At 73.6% G+C, this 17,341-nt stretch carries 16 protein-coding genes and 1 pseudogene; 11 read left to right on the top strand and 6 right to left on the bottom strand.

Annotated elements, in window-relative coordinates:
• Positions 1-11 precede the first annotated feature (11 nt).
• Positions 12-1,109, top strand: coding sequence for a carbohydrate kinase family protein (locus tag ACFZAU_RS13150; protein WP_500552199.1), 1,098 nt, complete (start codon positions 12-14; stop codon positions 1,107-1,109).
• A gap of 117 nt (positions 1,110-1,226) precedes the next feature.
• Here ACFZAU_RS13150 and ACFZAU_RS13145 read toward each other — a convergent pair whose 3' ends face one another.
• Positions 1,227-1,457, bottom strand: a complete 231-nt coding sequence (locus tag ACFZAU_RS13145) for a hypothetical protein (RefSeq protein ID WP_500552198.1) — start codon at positions 1,455-1,457, stop codon at positions 1,227-1,229.
• A gap of 51 nt (positions 1,458-1,508) precedes the next feature.
• Positions 1,509-2,024 (bottom strand): GNAT family N-acetyltransferase, encoded by a 516-nt coding sequence (locus ACFZAU_RS13140; RefSeq protein ID WP_499598863.1) that lies wholly within the window; start codon positions 2,022-2,024, stop codon positions 1,509-1,511.
• 136 nt (positions 2,025-2,160) lie between these two features.
• Between ACFZAU_RS13140 and ACFZAU_RS13135 the strand changes: the two genes are divergently transcribed.
• The 4 genes from ACFZAU_RS13135 to ACFZAU_RS13120 all read left to right on the top strand — a co-directional run bounded on the left by ACFZAU_RS13135 (position 2,161) and on the right by ACFZAU_RS13120 (position 5,437).
• Complete coding sequence (locus ACFZAU_RS13135; RefSeq protein ID WP_500500234.1) at positions 2,161-3,174, top strand: PhoH family protein; 1,014 nt, start codon at positions 2,161-2,163, stop codon at positions 3,172-3,174.
• Between the two features lie 13 nt (positions 3,175-3,187).
• Positions 3,188-3,685: an rRNA maturation RNase YbeY gene (gene ybeY, locus ACFZAU_RS13130; RefSeq protein WP_500552197.1), complete on the top strand. Its 498-nt coding sequence runs from the start codon at positions 3,188-3,190 to the stop codon at positions 3,683-3,685.
• Positions 3,686-3,690: 5 nt separating this feature from the next.
• The gene (locus tag ACFZAU_RS13125) at positions 3,691-5,025 is read left to right on the top strand and encodes a hemolysin family protein (protein ID WP_500552196.1); all 1,335 of its coding nucleotides are present in this window, start codon (positions 3,691-3,693) and stop codon (positions 5,023-5,025) included.
• 64 nt (positions 5,026-5,089) lie between these two features.
• Entirely contained in the window at positions 5,090-5,437 is a 348-nt protein-coding gene (locus tag ACFZAU_RS13120) for a cytidine deaminase-like protein (RefSeq protein ID WP_499598859.1), read from the top strand.
• Positions 5,438-5,484: 47 nt separating this feature from the next.
• Here ACFZAU_RS13120 and ACFZAU_RS13115 read toward each other — a convergent pair.
• Positions 5,485-5,754 (bottom strand): annotated as a pseudogene (locus tag ACFZAU_RS13115) (helix-turn-helix domain-containing protein); the annotation flags it as partial.
• 226 nt (positions 5,755-5,980) lie between these two features.
• Here ACFZAU_RS13115 and era point away from each other — a divergent pair.
• Positions 5,981-6,934 (top strand): GTPase Era, encoded by a 954-nt coding sequence (gene era, locus ACFZAU_RS13110; protein ID WP_500552195.1) that lies wholly within the window; start codon positions 5,981-5,983, stop codon positions 6,932-6,934.
• On the opposite strand, the gene ACFZAU_RS13105 is transcribed toward era, so the two are convergent.
• From ACFZAU_RS13105 to ACFZAU_RS13095, 3 genes are read right to left on the bottom strand one after another with little or no spacing between them, the layout of a single operon-like run.
• Complete coding sequence (locus ACFZAU_RS13105) at positions 6,931-8,370, bottom strand: carotenoid oxygenase family protein (protein WP_500552194.1); 1,440 nt, start codon at positions 8,368-8,370, stop codon at positions 6,931-6,933. The two genes, era and ACFZAU_RS13105, sit on opposite strands and share 4 nt — an antisense overlap.
• Positions 8,371-8,373: 3 nt before the next feature.
• Positions 8,374-8,640: a protealysin inhibitor emfourin gene (locus ACFZAU_RS13100; protein ID WP_500552193.1), complete on the bottom strand. Its 267-nt coding sequence runs from the start codon at positions 8,638-8,640 to the stop codon at positions 8,374-8,376.
• A gap of 9 nt (positions 8,641-8,649) precedes the next feature.
• Entirely contained in the window at positions 8,650-9,768 is a 1,119-nt protein-coding gene (locus ACFZAU_RS13095; protein WP_500552192.1) for a M4 family metallopeptidase, read from the bottom strand.
• 304 nt (positions 9,769-10,072) lie between these two features.
• Here ACFZAU_RS13095 and leuA point away from each other — a divergent pair, with 304 nt between their 5' ends.
• The 5 genes from leuA to ACFZAU_RS13070 all read left to right on the top strand — a co-directional run bounded on the left by leuA (position 10,073) and on the right by ACFZAU_RS13070 (position 17,292).
• On the top strand, positions 10,073-11,836 hold the full coding sequence (gene leuA, locus ACFZAU_RS13090; RefSeq protein WP_500552191.1) for a 2-isopropylmalate synthase: 1,764 nt from the start codon (positions 10,073-10,075) through the stop codon (positions 11,834-11,836).
• Between the two features lie 435 nt (positions 11,837-12,271).
• Positions 12,272-13,009 carry a TerB family tellurite resistance protein gene (locus ACFZAU_RS13085; protein ID WP_499598850.1) on the top strand — a complete coding sequence of 246 codons (738 nt, stop codon included), beginning with the start codon at positions 12,272-12,274 and terminating at the stop codon, positions 13,007-13,009.
• 181 nt (positions 13,010-13,190) lie between these two features.
• Positions 13,191-15,320, top strand: coding sequence for an MMPL family transporter (locus ACFZAU_RS13080; RefSeq protein ID WP_500552190.1), 2,130 nt, complete (start codon positions 13,191-13,193; stop codon positions 15,318-15,320).
• Between the two features lie 14 nt (positions 15,321-15,334).
• Positions 15,335-16,606 carry a sensor histidine kinase gene (locus ACFZAU_RS13075; RefSeq protein WP_500552189.1) on the top strand — a complete coding sequence of 424 codons (1,272 nt, stop codon included), beginning with the start codon at positions 15,335-15,337 and terminating at the stop codon, positions 16,604-16,606.
• On the top strand, positions 16,603-17,292 hold the full coding sequence (locus ACFZAU_RS13070; RefSeq protein ID WP_500552188.1) for a response regulator transcription factor: 690 nt from the start codon (positions 16,603-16,605) through the stop codon (positions 17,290-17,292). The genes ACFZAU_RS13075 and ACFZAU_RS13070 overlap by 4 nt, the downstream gene beginning before the upstream one ends.
• The last annotated feature ends 49 nt before the right edge of the window (positions 17,293-17,341 follow it).

Raw genomic sequence — 17,341 nt, 5'->3', positions numbered from 1 at the left:
GAGGAGCCCGGGTGGAAGACCAGCCCGTCCTCGACCCGCTCGCGGCGGTGCGCGGGCCGGACGACCCGGAGACCGATGTGTACCTGACCGGCACGGTCTTCCTGGACATCATCTTCACCGGTCTCGACAGCGCGCCCGTGCGCGGCACCGAGTCCTGGGCGCGCGGCATGGGGTCGAGCCCCGGCGGGGTGGCCAACATGGCCACCGCCCTCGCCCGGCTGGGGCTGCGCACCTCGCTCGCGGCCGCCTTCGGCGACGACGTGTACGGCGAGTACTGCTGGGACTCCCTCGCAGACGGGGAGGGCATCGAGCTGGGGCTGTCCCGCAAGATCCCCGGCTGGCACTCCCCGGTCACGGTCTCCATGGCGTACGAGGGCGAGCGCACCATGGTCAGCCACGGCCACGAGGCCCCGCCGCCCGAGGAGCCCGCGCCGCCGTGCCCGCCGCCGAGCCGGGCGTGCGTGGCCTCCCTGGTGCCCGGGGTCCCGCAGCAGGAGTGGATCGGCACCGCCGCGGACCGGGGCAGCCGGATCTTCGCCGACGTCGGCTGGGACGACAGCGGCCGCTGGGACATCGCCGACCTCGCCGACCTGGCGCACTGCGAGGCCTTCCTGCCGAACGCCGCCGAGGCCATGCGCTACACCCGCACCGACTGCCCCCGGGCCGCCGCCCGCAAGCTGGCCGAGCTGGTCCCGCTGGCGGTGGTGACGCTCGGTCCCGAGGGCGCGTACGCGGTCGACTCCGCCGGCAGCCGGGCCGCCGAGGTCCCGGCGCTCTCCGTGGAGGCCCTGGACCCCACCGGCGCCGGGGACGTCTTCGTCGCGGGCTTCATGACCGGCACGCTGGCCGGCTGGCCGCTCCCCGACCGGCTGGCCTTCGCGTGCCTCACGGCCGCGCTGTCGGTGCAGGAGTTCGGCGGTTCGCTGTCTGCGCCCGGCTGGATCGAGATCGCGGCCTGGTGGCAGCACGCGAAGGCCTACGACGACCAGGACCGCTCCGCACTCCGCCGCTACGCCTTCCTGGACGACCTGCTGCCCACCGGCACCCGCCGCTGGCCCCTGCGCCGCGCCGTACCGACGATCGGTTTCCGCCCGCCACCGATGCGCTGACGCGGTGAGCGGGCCGTGGCGGGTCAGGCGTCAGGCGATCACGTCGACGAGGCAGCGGGCCGCCTTGGCGCGCTCGGTCCGGGCGTCCCCCGCCGGCTGCTCACGCGTCGACGACGATCACCCGCGGCGCTCCTCGTCGACGGGTCCCAGCAGGTCCTCGACGGTGTGGCCGGCAGTCGCGGATTTCCGGGCCGCGCGGGCCAGGATGTCGTCGACCGTCGGTGTTCTCGCCTGCTCGATCAGCCTCCGGAGCAGGTACTCGTCCAGGGACTGGTGTGCCGCGATCGCGCGGCGCTCGAGGGTGCGGTGCACGTCGTCGGGGACGTCCTCGATCCGGATGTTCGCCATGTCGTCACGCCGGCATGCGAAACGCGTGCACGCATGCCTTTCGCGGGCGCATCACACCCGGCGCTCCAGGATCTGGCCCGGCCAGGGGTCGTCCTCGGCGCGGGAGACGGCGAAGGGCTGGGCGCGGGTGAAGCCCAGGGCCTCGTACTGCCGGACGAGCCGGCCCTCGCCGCCCGCGTAGCAGTCGACCCGCAGCAGCCCGAAGCCGCGCCGCCGCGTCTCGGCGACGGCGTCCTCCACCAGGGCGGCGCCGATGCCGCTGCCGGACAGCGACCGGTCGGTGACCAGCAGCCGCAGGTACAGCTCGGGCTCGTCCACGGGCGGGGCGTAGTCGGGCCGCTCCTCGGCCAGCACGCACACGCCGACCACCCGGCCGTCCACCTCGGCGGCGCGCAGCAGGTACTCCTCGGCGTAGCGGGTCACCCGTTCCACCGCCGGGGGCCGGGAGGACCAGGGGCGGGTGCCCCACTGGCCGCCGCGGCCGTGCGCGGTCAGCCACGCGATCGCCCCGTCCAGCAGGGCGAGCGTCGCGGGCAGGTCCTCGGGTCCTCCGGTGCGGATCTCCATTCCGTGCTCCTACCCGTCGCGTGACGCAGCGTAAAACCTCTCGGCACCCCAGCCGTACCGACGTACCCTTGAACCCCAAGTCCAGTGGCATGTCGAACAGCAGAAGGCGGGATGAGCAGGCCGTCGAGCCTGGCCCATGACTCAGACACCGACAACGCAGCAACCGCGGGCGAGCGCCCACTTCGTCGTACCGGCCAAGCACCCCATGGTGACGGTCCTGGGGTCCGGCGACTCGCTCCTGCGCGTGATAGAGCAGGCGTTCCCGGCCGTCGACATCCATGTACGAGGCAATGAGATCAGCGCGAGCGGTGAACCCGCGGACGTCGCGCTGGTCCAGCGCCTCTTCGACGAGATGATGCTGGTACTGCGCACAGGCCAGCCGATGACGGAGGACGCAGTGGAGCGGTCGATCGCCATGCTCCGCAAGGACAGCGGAGCCGACGGCCTGGAGGAGACCCCCTCCCAGGTGCTCACCCAGAACATCCTGTCCAGCCGGGGCCGCACGATCCGCCCCAAGACCCTCAACCAGAAGCGCTACGTCGACGCGATCGACAAGCACACGATCGTCTTCGGCATCGGCCCGGCCGGTACCGGCAAGACCTACCTGGCCATGGCCAAGGCCGTCCAGGCCCTGCAGTCCAAGCAGGTCAACCGGATCATCCTGACCCGTCCCGCCGTCGAGGCCGGCGAGCGGCTCGGCTTCCTGCCGGGCACGCTCTACGAGAAGATCGACCCTTACCTGCGCCCGCTGTACGACGCGCTGCACGACATGATCGACCCCGACTCGATCCCCCGCCTCATGGCGAGCGGGACGATCGAGGTCGCTCCTCTGGCGTACATGCGCGGACGCACGCTCAACGACGCGTTCATCATCCTCGACGAGGCGCAGAACACCAGCGCCGAGCAGATGAAGATGTTCCTCACCCGGCTCGGCTTCGACTCCAAGATCGTCATCACCGGCGACGTCACGCAGGTCGACCTGCCCGGTGGCACGAAGAGCGGGCTGCGCCAGGTCGTGGACATCCTGGACGGCGTCGAGGACGTGCACTTCTCGCGGCTGACGAGCACCGATGTCGTACGCCATAAGCTGGTGGGGCGCATCGTGGACGCCTACGAGCGCTACGACGACCTCAACGGCAACCGAAAGTAGCCACCGAAGCACTATGGCGATCGACGTCAACAACGAATCCGGCTGGGACTTCGACGAGGCGGCGGTACTCGACATCAGCCGCTACGCCCTGCAGCACATGCGCATCCACCCGCTGTCCGAGCTCTCCGTCATCGCGGTCGACGCCGACGCCATGGAGCAGCTCCACGTCCAGTGGATGGACGAACCGGGCCCCACCGACGTGATGTCCTTCCCGATGGACGAGCTGCGTCCCGGGAAGGACGACGAGGAGCCCCCGCAGGGCCTGCTCGGGGACATCGTGCTCTGCCCCGAGGTGGCCAAGAAGCAGGGCGACGCGGCCGTGACCAAGCACTCCATGGACGAGGAGCTGCAGCTGCTCACCGTCCACGGGGTGCTGCACCTGCTCGGTTACGACCACGAGGAGGCCGACGAGAAGGCCGAGATGTTCGGCCTGCAGAAGGCCATCCTCGACGGCTGGCGCGCCGAGCGCGGCATCCAGGGGCCGTCGCCGGCCCCGACGACCACCCACTGATCGCGATGGTGGTCTTCGCCGTCCTGCTGGTGGTCGTCGCCTGGCTGGCCGCATGCGCCGAGGCCGGTCTCGCCCGCACCTCCCGCTTCCGCGCGGAGGCCGCGGTGCGGGCCGGCCGGCGGGGCGCGGACAAGCTGCTGGCGGTCTCCTCGGACCCGACCCGCTACCTCAATGTCGCGCTGCTGGTCCGGGTGGCCTGCGAGATGGCGGCGGCGGTGCTGGTGACCGTGGTGTGCGTCCGGCACTTCGAACGGACCTGGCAGGCGGTCCTGGTGGCGGTCGCCGTCATGATCGTTGTCTCGTACGTCGCGGTGGGCGTCTCGCCGCGCACCATCGGCCGCCAGCACCCGATGAACACCGCCACCGCGGCGGCGTACGTGCTGCTGCCGCTGGCCCGGGTCATGGGCCCGGTCCCGGCGCTGCTGATCCTCCTCGGCAACGCGCTCACCCCCGGCAAGGGCTTCCGCCAGGGCCCGTTCGCCTCCGAGGCGGAGCTGCGGGCGCTGGTGGACCTCGCCGAGAGCGAGTCCCTCATCGAGGACGAGGAGCGCCGCATGGTGCACTCCGTCTTCGAGCTCGGCGACACCCTGGTGCGCGAGGTGATGGTGCCGCGCACCGAGCTCGTCGCCATCGAGCGCTTCAAGACGATCCGCCAGGCCATGACCCTCGCCCTGCGCAGCGGCTTCTCGCGCATCCCGGTCACGGGCGAGAGCGAGGACGACATCGTCGGCATCGTCTACCTCAAGGACCTCGCGCGCCGGGTGCACATCAACCGGGACGCCGAGGCCGACCCGGTCTCCTCGCTGATGCGCCCGGCCTTCTTCGTCCCCGACACCAAGAACGCCGGCGACCTGCTGCGCGAGATGCAGCGCGAGCGCAACCACGTCGCCGTCGTCATCGACGAGTACGGCGGCACGGCCGGCATCGTCACGATCGAGGACATCCTGGAGGAGATCGTCGGCGAGATCACCGACGAGTACGACCGGGAGCTGCCGCCCGTCGTGGAGCTCGGCGGGGGACGCCACCGCGTCACCTCCCGCCTCGACCTCGGCGACCTGGGCGAGCTCTACGGAGTGGACCTGGACGACGAGGACGTCGAGACCGTCGGCGGCCTGCTCGCCAAGACGCTCGGCCGGGTGCCGATCCCCGGTGCCTCCGCCGTCGTGGCGCTCCCCGAGACCGCCTCGGCACCGCAGGCGCCGGCCGCGCTGCGGCTCACCGCGGAGGCCCCGTCGGGCCGCCGCAACCGCATCGGCGCGGTCCTCGTCGAGCCGGTCGCGGCCGTCGTGGACGAGGACCCGGCGGGCCCGGAGCCGGACGGGGCGGTGCACGGCGGGTAGCGCCCGTCCGGCCGCGGCCGGAGGCGGCGGGGGCCGCGGGGACGGGACGGCTACGCTGACCGCCATGAGTGACGAGCTGCACCCGGAAGACCGCAAGATCATCACCCTGGCCCGCTCGGCCCGGGCGCGCAACGGCGTCGCCGAGGGCGCGGCGGTCCGCGACGAGACGGGCCGCACCTACGTGGCGGGCACCGTTGCCCTGGAGTCGCTGTCGCTCAGCGCCCTGCGGACCGCGGTCGCCATGGCCGTGGCGAGCGGCGCCACGTCGCTGGAGGCGGCGGCCGTGGTGTCCGAGGCGGACGCGGTGCCGGAGGCGGACCGTGCGGCCGTGCGCGACCTCGGCGGAGCCGGCACCCCCGTGCTGCTGGCCGGGCCCGACGGCGCCGTCCGGGCGACGGTCACCGCGGGCTGACCCGGCCGCGGCAGACCGGGTCGGGCCCGCGGTCAGCGCGGGGCCGGCCCCGCCGAGCGGGCCGTCTGCAGGGCGTGCGCCCAGTCGCCGACCAGGGCGCGCGCGGCGGGCAGCAGTGCCGCGCCCTGCGCGGTGAGCGCGACGCCGCGCGGCCCGCGGTCGAAGAGGCTGAAGCCGAGTTGCCGTTCGAGGGCCCGGATCTGCTTGGAGAGCGCGGGCTGGGAGATGCGGAGCCGCTCGGCGGCGCGCGTGAAGTGCAGCTCGTCCGCGACCGCGGCGAAGTAGCGGAGGTCACGCAGGTGGACGTCCATAGCCATCGGTCATAGCAGCGCTTCCTGGACGGTTCCGTGCCCGCGGCGGAACACCGGTCGACGGCCGGGGAAACGCCGTCCGAGCGCCGCGACCCGGCCGGAACGCACAGGTCAGCGGGGAGGACGCGGCCCCGAGGACCGCCCCTGCGCGCGGCGGGCGGTCCCCGTACCGGGCACGCGGGGCCCGGGCCGCGGCCCGGGGGCGTCAGCCGGGCCCGGTGGATCAGGGACAATGGTCGCCATGAGCGTTCGCACCGAGACGACCCCCACCCCCGCCCACCGGGCCGGCTTCGCCTGCTTCGTGGGCCGCCCCAACGCGGGCAAGTCCACCCTGACCAACGCTCTGGTCGGCACGAAGGTGGCCATCACCTCCAACCGGCCGCAGACCACCCGGCACACCGTGCGGGGCATCGTGCACCGTCCGGACGCGCAGCTGGTCCTCGTCGACACGCCCGGTCTGCACAAGCCGCGCACCCTGCTCGGCGAGCGGCTCAACGACGTCGTCCGCACCACCTGGGCCGAGGTCGACGTGATCGGCTTCTGCCTGCCCGCCGACCAGAAGCTCGGCCCCGGCGACCGCTACATCGCCAAGGAGCTGGCCGAGGTCCGCAAGACCCCCAAGGTGGCCATCGTCACCAAGACCGACCTGGTGGACTCCAAGCGGCTCGCCGAGCAGCTGCTGGACGTCAGCCGGCTCGGCGCCGAACTGGGCATCGAGTGGGCCGAGATCGTCCCGGTCTCCGCGGTCGGCGACCGGCAGGTCTCCCTCCTCGCCGACCTCCTCGTCCCGCTGCTGCCGGAGGGCCCGGCCCTCTACCCGGAGGGCGACCTCACCGACGAGCCGGAGCAGGTGATGGTGGCCGAGCTGATCCGCGAGGCCGCGCTCGAGGGCGTGCGGGACGAGCTGCCGCACTCCATCGCCGTCGTGGTCGAGGAGATGCTGCCGCGCGAGGACCGCCCGGCGGAGAAGCCGCTGCTGGACGTGCACGCCAACATCTACATCGAGCGCCCCAGCCAGAAGGGCATCATCATCGGCCCCAAGGGCGCCCGGCTGAAGGAGGTCGGGACCAAGTCCCGCCGCCACATCGAGGCGCTGCTCGGGACCCCGGTCTTCCTCGACCTGCACGTGAAGGTCGCCAAGGACTGGCAGCGCGACCCCAAGCAGCTGCGCAAGCTCGGCTTCTAGGCCGTGCCGGCGGGGGCACCCCCGGCGGCTTCCGTGCCGCTGAAGACCCCGTGGAAGCCGAAGGGCACCGCGTGCGGGACCTCGGCGCGGGCCAGTTCGCGGAACGAGGCGGCGTCCAGCACCAGCAGGAAGGACGAGCCGGCCGCGGCGTCGAGGACGACGGAGAGCACCACGCCCTCGCCCTCCGCCGGGGCCTGCGGGTCCGCGACGAAGACCGGCTCCCCGGGGTGGCAGTCCTCCTCCCACCAGGTGAGCGTGCCGCCGTCGGCCGTGTCGAGCCGCACCAGCTGGTCGGCGAAGTTCCCGCCCCGCCCGTCGCGGCTGCCGACGCCGTACGCGAAGCGGTGGGGGCGGCCGTTGCACCGCCCGTAGTCGATCCGGGGGAGCTCCATCGGCTCCTCGCCGAGCCGTTCGGCGGTCACCGCGCCGTCGGCGCCGATCCGGTACCGCGTCGGACGGGCCTGCGGGACGCCGCCGCCCTCGCGCAGCCGGTCGAGGTAGAGGGCGTCGATGACGGACGGGTCCTCGTAGGCGCACAGGTCCAGCACCAGCGCGTCGCCGTCCTCGAAGGCGTTGACATGGTGGAACGCGAAGAAGGCCGGGCCCTTGGCGACCCGGCGGACGGTGCCGTCCCGGCGGTCCATGACGATGAAGCGGGTCCCGCGCTCCGGGCGCCAGCGGTAGTTCTCGATGAAGGGCCGGCCGCTGAGCAGCAGCGCCGGCGGGTTGACGACGAGCGGGAACTCCACCAGCACCACGTGGCGGTCGGTGATCGCGAAGCTGTGCATGTAGCCGGGCCGGGACACGGGCAGGCTGCCCAGCAGCCTGCGGCGGGCCGTGCCGTCGGAGGACTGGCGGTAGACGCGGTACTCGCTGCGCCGCGCGAAGCGCGCGACGAAGTTGACCAGTTCGCCGGTGACCGGGTCCTGGTGCGGGTGGGCGGTGGTCCACTGCCCGGCGAGCGCGTCCTCGTAGCCGACGACGCCGACCGTCTCCAGCGTTCTCGGGTCGAACTCCACGGGCAGCGGGGTCTCGGTCAGCGCGACGAAGCGCTCGCCGAAGCGGGCGACGCTGACGTTGGCGTTCCCGGACGGCCTGCGCAGGAAGGGGGTGAAGAACCGGGCGAAGAGGGAGCGGCAGGGGTCGGTGGCGAACTCCTGGTAGGCGATGCGGCCCTCGTGCCGGGCGGTGCGGCTGCTCGGCACGTCCAGGAAGCGGTTGGCGTAGGAGACCCGGCCGTCCTCGATCGCGAACCGGTGGAGCATCGCCTGGCCGTCGAACCAGTGCCGGTAGCGGTGTCCGCCGGCCTCGAAGAGGGCGGGTCCGTTGCGCAGCAGGACCCCCTCCAGCCACCGCGGCAGCCGTCCGCGTACCGGCAGCGAGGGGACGGTCACCTCGTCGGTCAGGCTGCGCAGCCCGGTCGGGTACCCGCTCATCGGTTACGCGCCCTCCTTCAGCACCAGCCGGACCAGTTCGCGCTGTTCCTCCGTCAGCCACGGGTCGGCGCACCGCACCGTGCGGCCGTCGAGCGTGATCTCGTAGTGGAAGCCGTCCGGCACGCCCTGCGGAGGCTCGTCCGGGGCCGCGGCGAGGACGTCGCGGGCCAGGGCGTGCAGGCGGAAGGCGTCGGGCCGGCCGGCGGTGTCCAGCACGGCCCGGCGCTCGATCCCCGCGAAACCGCCGGAGCGGATCACCTGTATGCGCATGGCGGACGTCTACCCCTGCGCGGGCGGTCGCGCACCTTCCGGGGCGGGGGACTGCCGCGGCACGTCGCTGCCGTTGACGGCGGCCGGGACGCCGACCTCCGACCACGCCTTCACCACCGCCGTGTGCTCCTCGCCCTCGCCGAAGCGCCCGGCGGCCGCGGCGACCGTCGCCTGGGCGAACTCGGCGAACGTCGCCCGCGGCGACAGGGCGCCACCGGTGAGCACGTCGTACCAGACCAGGCCGGCCCGCTCCCACGCGTTGCCGCCCAGGGCGGTGGCGCACAGGTGGAACGCCCGGTTGGGGATGCCGGAGTTGATGTGCACGCCGCCGTTGTCCCGCGAGGTGCGGACGTAGGCGTCCATGTGACCGGGCTGCGGGTCCTTGCCGAGGACGTCGTCGTCGTACGCCGTGCCGGGGGCCTTCATGGAGCGCAGCGCCACCCCCGTGACACGCGGGGCGAGCAGCCCGGCGCCGATCAGCCAGTCGGCCTCGTCGGCGGACTGGCCGAGCGCGTACTGCTTGATGAGGGAGCCGAACACGTCGGACATCGACTCGTTGAGGGCGCCGGACTGGCCGAAGTAGTCCAGGTTGGCGGTGTACTGGGTGACGCCGTGGGTGAGTTCGTGGCCGATGACGTCGAGGGGGAGGGTGAAGTCGAGGAAGAGCTCCCCGTCGCCGTCCCCGAAGACCATCTGTTGGCCGTTCCAGAAGGCGTTGTTGTAGTCGCGGTCGTAGTGGACGGTGGCGTCCAGCGGCAGCCCGGCGTCGTCGATGGAGTGGCGGCCGTACGCCGTCAGGTAGAGCTCGAACGTCGCCCCCAGCCCGTCGTAGGCCCGGTTGACGGTGTCGTCGGCGGGGGCCGGGTCGCCCTCGCCGCGGACCGTGCGGCCCGGCAGGTCCGTGCCGTGCTCAGCGTCGCCGATCGTGCGGCGCGGCCGGTCCGAGGGCTCCGCCCCGGTCACCGGGAGGGCGCCGATGACGGTGGTCAGCCGGCGGCGGGTGCGCTCGGCGGCGTCGCGTTCCAGGGTGCGGCGGGCGGGTGCGGCCAGCGCGCGGTCCTCGTTGCGGGCGACCTCGTCGAGGATGTGCGGCGGCACGATCGTGCAGAAAACAGGTGTCTGCTCCATCAGGGCAATGTGGCACGGTGCTCACTGTCTGTCACTAGGTGTCACCATGATCCACGAAAAGGGGGGAAGTTCTGTGTTTTTCATGCCATCACGGGCGGTCTTGCATACTGAGAAGAACGCCGCAGCGGCTGCAGGGTCCCCGGGGGCTCGGCTATGGTCGATCGCATCATGCGTTTCGGGCTGCTTCTTCTTAGCTGCCGCGGCGAGGGCCTGTAGTCCAGGTCGACTCCCTCCCCGCGGGGTTTGGCGTTGCACCAGCGCCGGTCGGCCGCCTCACAGCCGCAACCGAGGAGCACCCCCGCAGATGTCCACCCCGAACGCCGTCGGCCGCCCCACGCCCATCACCGCCGCGACCGTGCGTCAGCGTCCGACCGCGATGCCGGTGCACAAGTACAAGCCGTACGAGGCCGTGGAGATCCCCGACCGCACCTGGCCCGACCGGCGCGTCACCAAGGCCCCCCGCTGGCTGTCCACCGACCTGCGCGACGGCAACCAGGCCCTGATCGACCCGATGTCGCCGGCCCGCAAGCGCGCGATGTTCGACCTGCTGGTGTCGATGGGCTACAAGGAGATCGAGGTCGGCTTCCCCGCCTCCGGCGAGACCGACTTCGCCTTCGTGCGCTCCATCATCGAAGAGGGCGCGATCCCCGACGACGTCACGATCTCCGTGCTGACCCAGGCCCGCGAGGAGCTGATCGAGCGGACCGTGGAGTCGCTGCGCGGCGCGGCGCGCGCGACCGTGCACCTGTACAACGCGACCGCCCCGACCTTCCGCCGGGTGGTCTTCCGCGGCTCCAAGGAGCAGATCCGGCAGATCGCCGTGGACGGCACCCGGCTGGTCATGGAGTACGCCGACAAGGTCCTGGGCGACGAGACCGTCTTCGGCTACCAGTACAGCCCGGAGATCTTCACCGACACCGAGCTGGACTTCGCGCTGGAGGTCTGCGAGTCGGTCATGGACGTCTGGCAGCCCGAGGAGGGCCGCGAGATCATCCTGAACCTGCCGGCGACCGTGGAGCGCTCCACGCCCTCCACGCACGCGGACCGCTTCGAGTGGATGTCGCGGAACCTGTCGCGCCGCGAGCACGTGTGCCTGTCGGTCCACCCGCACAACGACCGCGGCACGGCCGTCGCCGCCGCGGAACTGGCCCTGATGGCGGGCGCGGACCGCATCGAGGGCTGCCTGTTCGGCCAGGGCGAGCGCACCGGCAACGTCGACCTGGTCACGCTGGGCATGAACCTGTTCAGCCAGGGCGTGGACCCGATGATCGACTTCTCGCAGATCGACGAGATCCGCCGCACCGCCGAGTACTGCAACCAGATGGAGGTCCACCCGCGCCACCCGTACGTGGGCGACCTGGTCTACACGTCCTTCTCCGGCTCCCACCAGGACGCCATCAAGAAGGGCTTCGACGCCATGGAGGCCGACGCGGCGGCCCAGGGGAAGACGGTCGACGACATCGAGTGGGCGGTCCCGTACCTGCCGATCGACCCCAAGGACGTCGGCCGCTCCTACGAGGCCGTGATCCGCGTGAACTCGCAGTCCGGCAAGGGCGGCGTCGCGTACGTCCTGAAGAACGACCACAAGCTGGACCTGCCGCGCCGCATGCAGATCGAGTTCTCGAAGATCATCCAGGCGAAGACCGACGCCGAGGGCGGCGAGGTCACGCCGAAGGAGATCTGGGCGATCTTCGAGGACGAGTACCTGCCCACCCCGGCCAACACCTGGGGCCGCATCGTCCTGCGCTCGGCGCAGACCTCGACCAGCAGCGACGGCACCGACACCCTGACCGTCGAGGCGGTCGTGGACGGTGCCGCGACGGCCCTGACCGGTACCGGCAACGGCCCGATCTCCGCGTTCTTCGACGCGCTGGCCTCGGTCGGGGTCGACGCCCGACTGCTGGACTACACCGAGCACACCATGAGCGAGGGCGCCAGCGCCCAGGCCGCCTCGTACATCGAGTGCGCCATCGACGGCAAGGTCCTGTGGGGCATCGGGATCGACGCCAACACCACCCGCGCCTCGCTGAAGGCGGTCGTCTCCGCCGTCAACCGCGCGGCGCGCTAGGCCGTGTCGTCACATGCGCGCCTGCCCCACGGCGCCTGGCACGGCACTCCCCCAGCTCCGCTGGGAGGTGCCCCCACGCTGCGTTGTCGAATCGTCCGAGTAGCCCACTACGAGGACGATCCTCCGCCTTGCGATGCACCGCACCAGGGGGCACCTCCCAGCGCAAGCTGGGGGAGCCGTGGGGCCCGCCCTGCGGGCGGTGGGGGCACCTCCCAGCGGTAGCTGGGGGAGCTCATCTGACGACACGGCCTGGCCACCGCGGACGGTGAACCGGCCACGGCGCCCGCCCGGGCGCCGTGGCCGATTCTTGTATTCGGCCCTCCCGTGGTACTGACTGCGCGTCGCTCATGTGGCTAACATCACGTCATTGCGGCGCCGTTGCCGGAGCGTTACCCACGCCTACGGCGCGTAATGGGACGAACCGGTGTAATCGGGATGCTGGCCGGAGGGTGCGAAGTGCTCCAGATCAAGGGCTTGTGCATCTTGGGCGTGCGAACGGTCTGGCACACCGAAGGTGACGGGGAGTTCTTCTGCGCGGGCTGCGGCGGGGACCGCGGCTACCGACGGCGCACGGGCACCCGGCGGCTGACCGTGCTGGGCCTGCCCCTGCTGCCGCGCGGCTCGGCCGGCACGGTCGTGGAGTGCGTGGTGTGCCGTACGCACCACGGCCCGGAGGTCCTGGAACAGCCCACCACCACCGTCTTCTCCGCCATGCTCCGCGACGCCGTCCACACCGTCGCCCTCGCCGTGCTCACCGCCGGCGGCGCGATGGGGCGGGGCGCCCGCGAGGCGGCCGTCGGCGCGGTCCGCTCGGCCGGGTTCACCGACTGCACCGAGGACCAGTTGCTCGGTCTGCTCGCCGCGATCGTCGCCGACGAGGGCCGGTTCCCCGGCGCCTCCGACGCCCTGGACGCCGACGGGCTCGCGGACGCCCTCGACGGCTGCGGCAGCTGGCTGTCCATCGAGCTCCACGAGGCCCTGGAACCCCTCTCCCGCCACCTCGCCCCCCAGGGCCGCGAGCACATCCTGCTCCAGGGCGCCCTCATCGCCCTCGCCGACGGTCCCTACCTGCCCGCCGAGCGCGAGGTGCTCGGTGCCGTCGGCCGCTGCCTGGGCCTCGTCGGCGCGGACACCGAGCGCATCCTGGAAGCCGCGGCCCGCACGCCGTCCTGACCCGCCCGCCCCCGCCGCCCGGCGGTGCCGAACCGCCGCCGGGCGTACTCCCCGGGGAGTAACGGGAGCCGTCCCGCACCCCGGGCAGTAACGCGCGGCTCGCCCTCGGGCCCGACGAAACGGCGCTCCGCGGCCGGGAGTCTGGAAGCGACCAGACCACCGGCCCGGAGGGAGGCCCGAGATGGGGGCCACGAGCACGAGGAGCACGGCGGACGCGCCGGAGCAGGCGCCGGCGCGGCGCGGACGGGACGGAGGGCGCGCGGCACGCCTGGTGCCCTGGGGGGTGCTCGTGCTGTGGCTCGCGGTGCTCGCGTTCGCCGGGCCCATGGCCGGTGGCCTCGCCGGGGACCAGCAGAACCGGGCCGTCGACTACCTCCCGGCGAACGCCGGTTCGACGCGGGTGGCCGAACTGCAGGAGGCGCTGCCCGGCGGCGAGGCCACCGAACTGTTCGTCGTCTACCACCGCGACGGCGGTCTGACCGCCGCCGACCGGGCCACGGCCGCGGAGCAGGTCGCCGCCGTCGCGGCGGCGCACCGGCTCACCGGCCAGGGAACGCCGCGCGGCGTTCCCTCCCAGGACGGCAGCACGCTGACGTACCCGGTCGCCAGTACCGAGCCCGGCCGGGACGACGCGGCCGCGGCGGCCTTCGTCGAGGACGTACGCGCGCTGGCGAACGGCGGCGGAGGACTGACCGTCCAGGTCGGCGGGCCCGGCGCGGTCGCCACCGACATGAAGGAGGTCTACTCCTCGCTGGACGGGCCGCTGCTGTACACCACGGTGGCCGTCGTCGCCGTCCTGCTGATCCTCATCTACCGCAGCCCCCTGCTGTGGTTGCTGCCGCTGCTGGTCGCGGGCGTCGCCGACGCCACCGCCATGGCCGCGGTGCACGGCCTCCACGGGGCCTTCGGCATCACCGTCACCGGCCAGAGCCAGGGCGTGATGACCATCCTCGTCTTCGGCGCCGGAACGGACTACGCGCTGCTGCTCGTCTCCCGCTACCGCGAGGAACTGCGGCGCGTACCGCGCCCGTACGACGCCATGCGCGCCGCGCTGCGCGGCTGCGGCCCCGCGGTGCTGGCCTCCTCCGCGACGGTGGCCGCGGGCCTGCTGTGCCTGCTCGCGGCCGACCTCAACAGCAGCCGGGGCATGGGCCCGATCGCCGCGGTCGGGGTGCTGTGCGCGCTGGCGGCCATGACGACCCTGCTGCCCGCGCTGCTGGTGCTGCTGGGCCGCCGGGTCTTCTGGCCGCTGGTCCCGGCGTACGGGAGCCGGCCGCCCACGCGGCGCGGGCTGTTCACCGCGATGGGCGGCTCCGCCGCCCGCCGGCCGCTCGCGGTGCTCGCGGGCGGGGCGGTCCTGCTGGGCGCGCTGGCGCTCGGCGCGGTCAACCTGCCCGGGAGCCTGGGGAACGACGACGCCTTCACCAGCGCCCCCGAGTCGGTCGCGGCCATGCGCACCCTCGCCCGCGCGGACGGCGACGGCGGCGCCCAGCCGATCACCGTCATGGCGCCCGCCGGCCGGGCCGGCGAGGTCGCGGCCGCCGCCCGGACGACCGAGGGCGTCACCGCGGTGGAACGCGGCCGCAGCGGCGGCGGCTGGACCGAACTGTCGGTCACCGCACGGGCCCTGCCGGACTCGGCGGCCGAGGCGGCCACCGTCAAGGCGCTGCGCGCGGAGCTGGGCGGCCGCCACGGGGCGTACGTCGGCGGGCCGGGCGCCCAGCAACTGGACCTCGCCGACACCAGTGCGCGGGACCGCCTGCTCGTGGTGCCGCTCGTCCTGCTCTCCGTGCTGCTGGTCCTCGTCGTGCTGCTGCGCAGCCTCGTCGCGCCGCTGCTGCTCGTCGCGGCGGTGGTCGCCGTGTGGGGGGCGGCGCTGGGCATCGGCGGACTGGTCTTCGGCCCGCTCTTCGGCTTCGGCGGGACGGACCCCGGGCTGCCGCTGCTCTCCTTCGTCTTCCTCGTCGCGCTCGGCGTCGACTACGGCATCTTCCTGATGCACCGGATGCGCGAGGAGTCCCGCGCCGGTGCCGATCCGGCCGCCGCGGCCCTCGCCGCGCTGCGCACGACGGGCGGGGTCATCGCCTCCGCCGGGCTGGTGCTGGCGGCGACCTTCTCGGTGCTGCTGGCCATGCCCCTGGTGTCGCTGGTCGAAATGGGCTTCGTCATCGCGGTCGGGGTGCTGCTGGACACCTTCCTGGTGCGGACCTACCTCGTCACGTCGGCGAGCCTGCTGCTGGGACGGCGGGTGTGGTGGCCGGGCGGGCTCGGCCGGCCGTCGCAGCACCCTGGGAACGCCCCGACCCCGTGACGGAAGATGGAGCCGTGCCGAAGCAGCCACGTATCGTCCTCGCCTCCCACGGCGACGTCCTCCTGGCCGTCGCCGTGCTGGCGGCGCAGTGCGCGCTCGCCCTGTTCTTCCCCGACCGCAACGGGCACCGGCCGGACGCGCTGGGGTGGACGCTGCTCGTCGCCGGCGCGCTGGTGCTGACGGCGCGGCGGCGGGTGCCGATGGCCGTGATGATCGCGACCGTCCTGATCGTCGGCCCCTACCACGCCCTGGACAACCTCCACGTGGCCGTCGTGCCGGCGAGCATGGTGGCGGTGTACTCGCTGGCCGTGGCGGGGCCGCCGCTGCGGACCTTCCCGACGGTGACGGTGGTCGTCGGGATCATGGCGTCGGTGATGGCGGCGACCCCCAACCGGCACGCCGTCTCCGACATGCTCCGCAGCGGCGGCTGGGTGCTGGCGATGGCCCTGGTCGGCGAGGCGGTGCGGATCCAGCGCAAGTACGTGGCGGCGGTCGTGGAGCGCGCCGAGCGGGCGATCCGCACCCGTGGGGAGGAGGCGGCCCGCCGGGTCGCCGAGGAGCGCCTGCGGATCGCCCGGGACCTGCACGACCTGCTGGCCCACAGCATCACCGTGATCGGCGTGCAGACCTCGGTCGCCGCCCATGTGCTGCTCGCCGACCCGGACCGGCTGGACCGCACGGCCGTCGCCGGGGCCCTGGACAACATCGCGGAGACCTGCCGCGACGCCCGTACGGAACTGCGCGCCACGCTGCAGGTGCTGCGCGGCGACGACGAGCGCGGCCCGCTGCCGGGCCTGGCCGGGGTGACCGACCTGGCCCGGTCCGCGGAGGCCGCCGGGGCCCGGGTGGAGCTGGCGGTGGCGCCGGAGGCCGACGGGGTGCCCCCGGCCATCGGTGCGGCGGCGTACCGGATCGTGCAGGAGGCCCTGACCAACGCGGTCCGGCACGCGGGCGGCGGCACCCGGGTGCGGGTGGGCGTCCTCCTGGACGCCGAGGCGGCCGCCCTGCGCGTCGCGGTCACCGACGACGGCCCCGGGTGCGCGGAGGCGGAGGCGTCCGTCCCGCGGCAGCAGGACGGCAGGTGGCGTCCCTGGCGGGCCGTGGTGCCGGCCACGCCGCCGCAGGAGGAACCCGCCCCGGCCGGCTACGGCCTCATCGGCATGCGCGAGCGGGCCCGCAGCGTCGGCGGCACCCTGACGGCCGGTCCCTGCCCGGAGGGCGGCTTCACCGTGGCGGCCGTCCTGCCGCTCGGCGGGGGCGGCGCGCTCGTGGGGGACCCGGCGTGATCCGCGTCCTGCTCGCCGACGACCAGACCCTGGTCCGCGAGGCCTTCGCGATGCTCGTGGACTCCGCACCCGACATGCGGGTCGTCGGGCACGCGGCCACCGGGCGGGAGGCCGTGGCGGCGGCCCGCGCCGGCCGCGCCGACGTGGTGATCATGGACATCCGGATGCCGGACCTCGACGGCATCGAGGCCACCCGGCTGATCGCCGCGGACGAGGACCTGGCCGGTGTCCGGGTCCTGGTACTCACCACGTACGACACCGACGACCACGTCCTGCCCGCGCTGCGCGCCGGGGCCAGCGGCTTCCTCGTCAAGGACACCCGCCCCGCCGACCTCCTCGACGCCATCCGCACGGTCGCCGCGGGCGACGCGCTGCTCTCGCCGGGACCGACGGCGCGGCTCATCGCCCGGGTGCTGCGCCTGCCCGAGGGCCCGCCGTCGGGCGGCCCGGCCCCGGAACGGCTCGCCGTGCTGTCGGAACGGGAACGGCAGGTGCTCACCCTCGTCGCACGGGGCCTGAACAACACGGAGGTCGCCGAGGCGCTGGGACTGAGCCCGCTCACCGCCAAGACGCACGTCAGCCGGATCATGGGCAAGCTCGCCGCCCGCGACCGCGCCCAGTTGGTGATCGCGGCCTACGAGTCGGGCCTGGTCGCCCCCGGCGGGACGGCGGGGCCCGGCGGTTGACCGCCCCCCGGCGGAGGACCGCGGGTCCCGGTGCCCCAGCTCCGGGCGG

It is taken from the genome of Streptomyces sp. NPDC008238, from assembly GCF_042956445.1.
Classification (GTDB): domain Bacteria; phylum Actinomycetota; class Actinomycetes; order Streptomycetales; family Streptomycetaceae; genus Actinacidiphila.
Note: the sequence above shows the minus strand (reverse complement) of the source record. Positions and strands in the feature narration are given on the sequence as shown.

What these genes read in the sequence shown, in the direction of transcription:
- ACFZAU_RS13105 (WP_500552194.1), bottom strand. Translation starts at nt 8,370, where the DNA reads ATGAGCGGGTACCCGACCGGGCTGCGCAGCCTGACCGACGAGGTGACC.
- ACFZAU_RS13080 (WP_500552190.1), top strand. Translation starts at nt 13,191, where the DNA reads ATGGGGGCCACGAGCACGAGGAGCACGGCGGACGCGCCGGAGCAGGCG.
- ACFZAU_RS13140 (WP_499598863.1), bottom strand. Translation starts at nt 2,024, where the DNA reads ATGGAGATCCGCACCGGAGGACCCGAGGACCTGCCCGCGACGCTCGCC.
- leuA (WP_500552191.1), top strand. Translation starts at nt 10,073, where the DNA reads ATGTCCACCCCGAACGCCGTCGGCCGCCCCACGCCCATCACCGCCGCG.
- ACFZAU_RS13120 (WP_499598859.1), top strand. Translation starts at nt 5,090, where the DNA reads ATGAGTGACGAGCTGCACCCGGAAGACCGCAAGATCATCACCCTGGCC.
- ybeY (WP_500552197.1), top strand. Translation starts at nt 3,188, where the DNA reads ATGGCGATCGACGTCAACAACGAATCCGGCTGGGACTTCGACGAGGCG.
- ACFZAU_RS13135 (WP_500500234.1), top strand. Translation starts at nt 2,161, where the DNA reads ATGACTCAGACACCGACAACGCAGCAACCGCGGGCGAGCGCCCACTTC.
- ACFZAU_RS13100 (WP_500552193.1), bottom strand. Translation starts at nt 8,640, where the DNA reads ATGCGCATACAGGTGATCCGCTCCGGCGGTTTCGCGGGGATCGAGCGC.
- ACFZAU_RS13145 (WP_500552198.1), bottom strand. Translation starts at nt 1,457, where the DNA reads ATGGCGAACATCCGGATCGAGGACGTCCCCGACGACGTGCACCGCACC.
- ACFZAU_RS13095 (WP_500552192.1), bottom strand. Translation starts at nt 9,768, where the DNA reads ATGGAGCAGACACCTGTTTTCTGCACGATCGTGCCGCCGCACATCCTC.
- era (WP_500552195.1), top strand. Translation starts at nt 5,981, where the DNA reads ATGGTCGCCATGAGCGTTCGCACCGAGACGACCCCCACCCCCGCCCAC.
- ACFZAU_RS13085 (WP_499598850.1), top strand. Translation starts at nt 12,272, where the DNA reads ATGCTGGCCGGAGGGTGCGAAGTGCTCCAGATCAAGGGCTTGTGCATC.
- ACFZAU_RS13125 (WP_500552196.1), top strand. Translation starts at nt 3,691, where the DNA reads ATGGTGGTCTTCGCCGTCCTGCTGGTGGTCGTCGCCTGGCTGGCCGCA.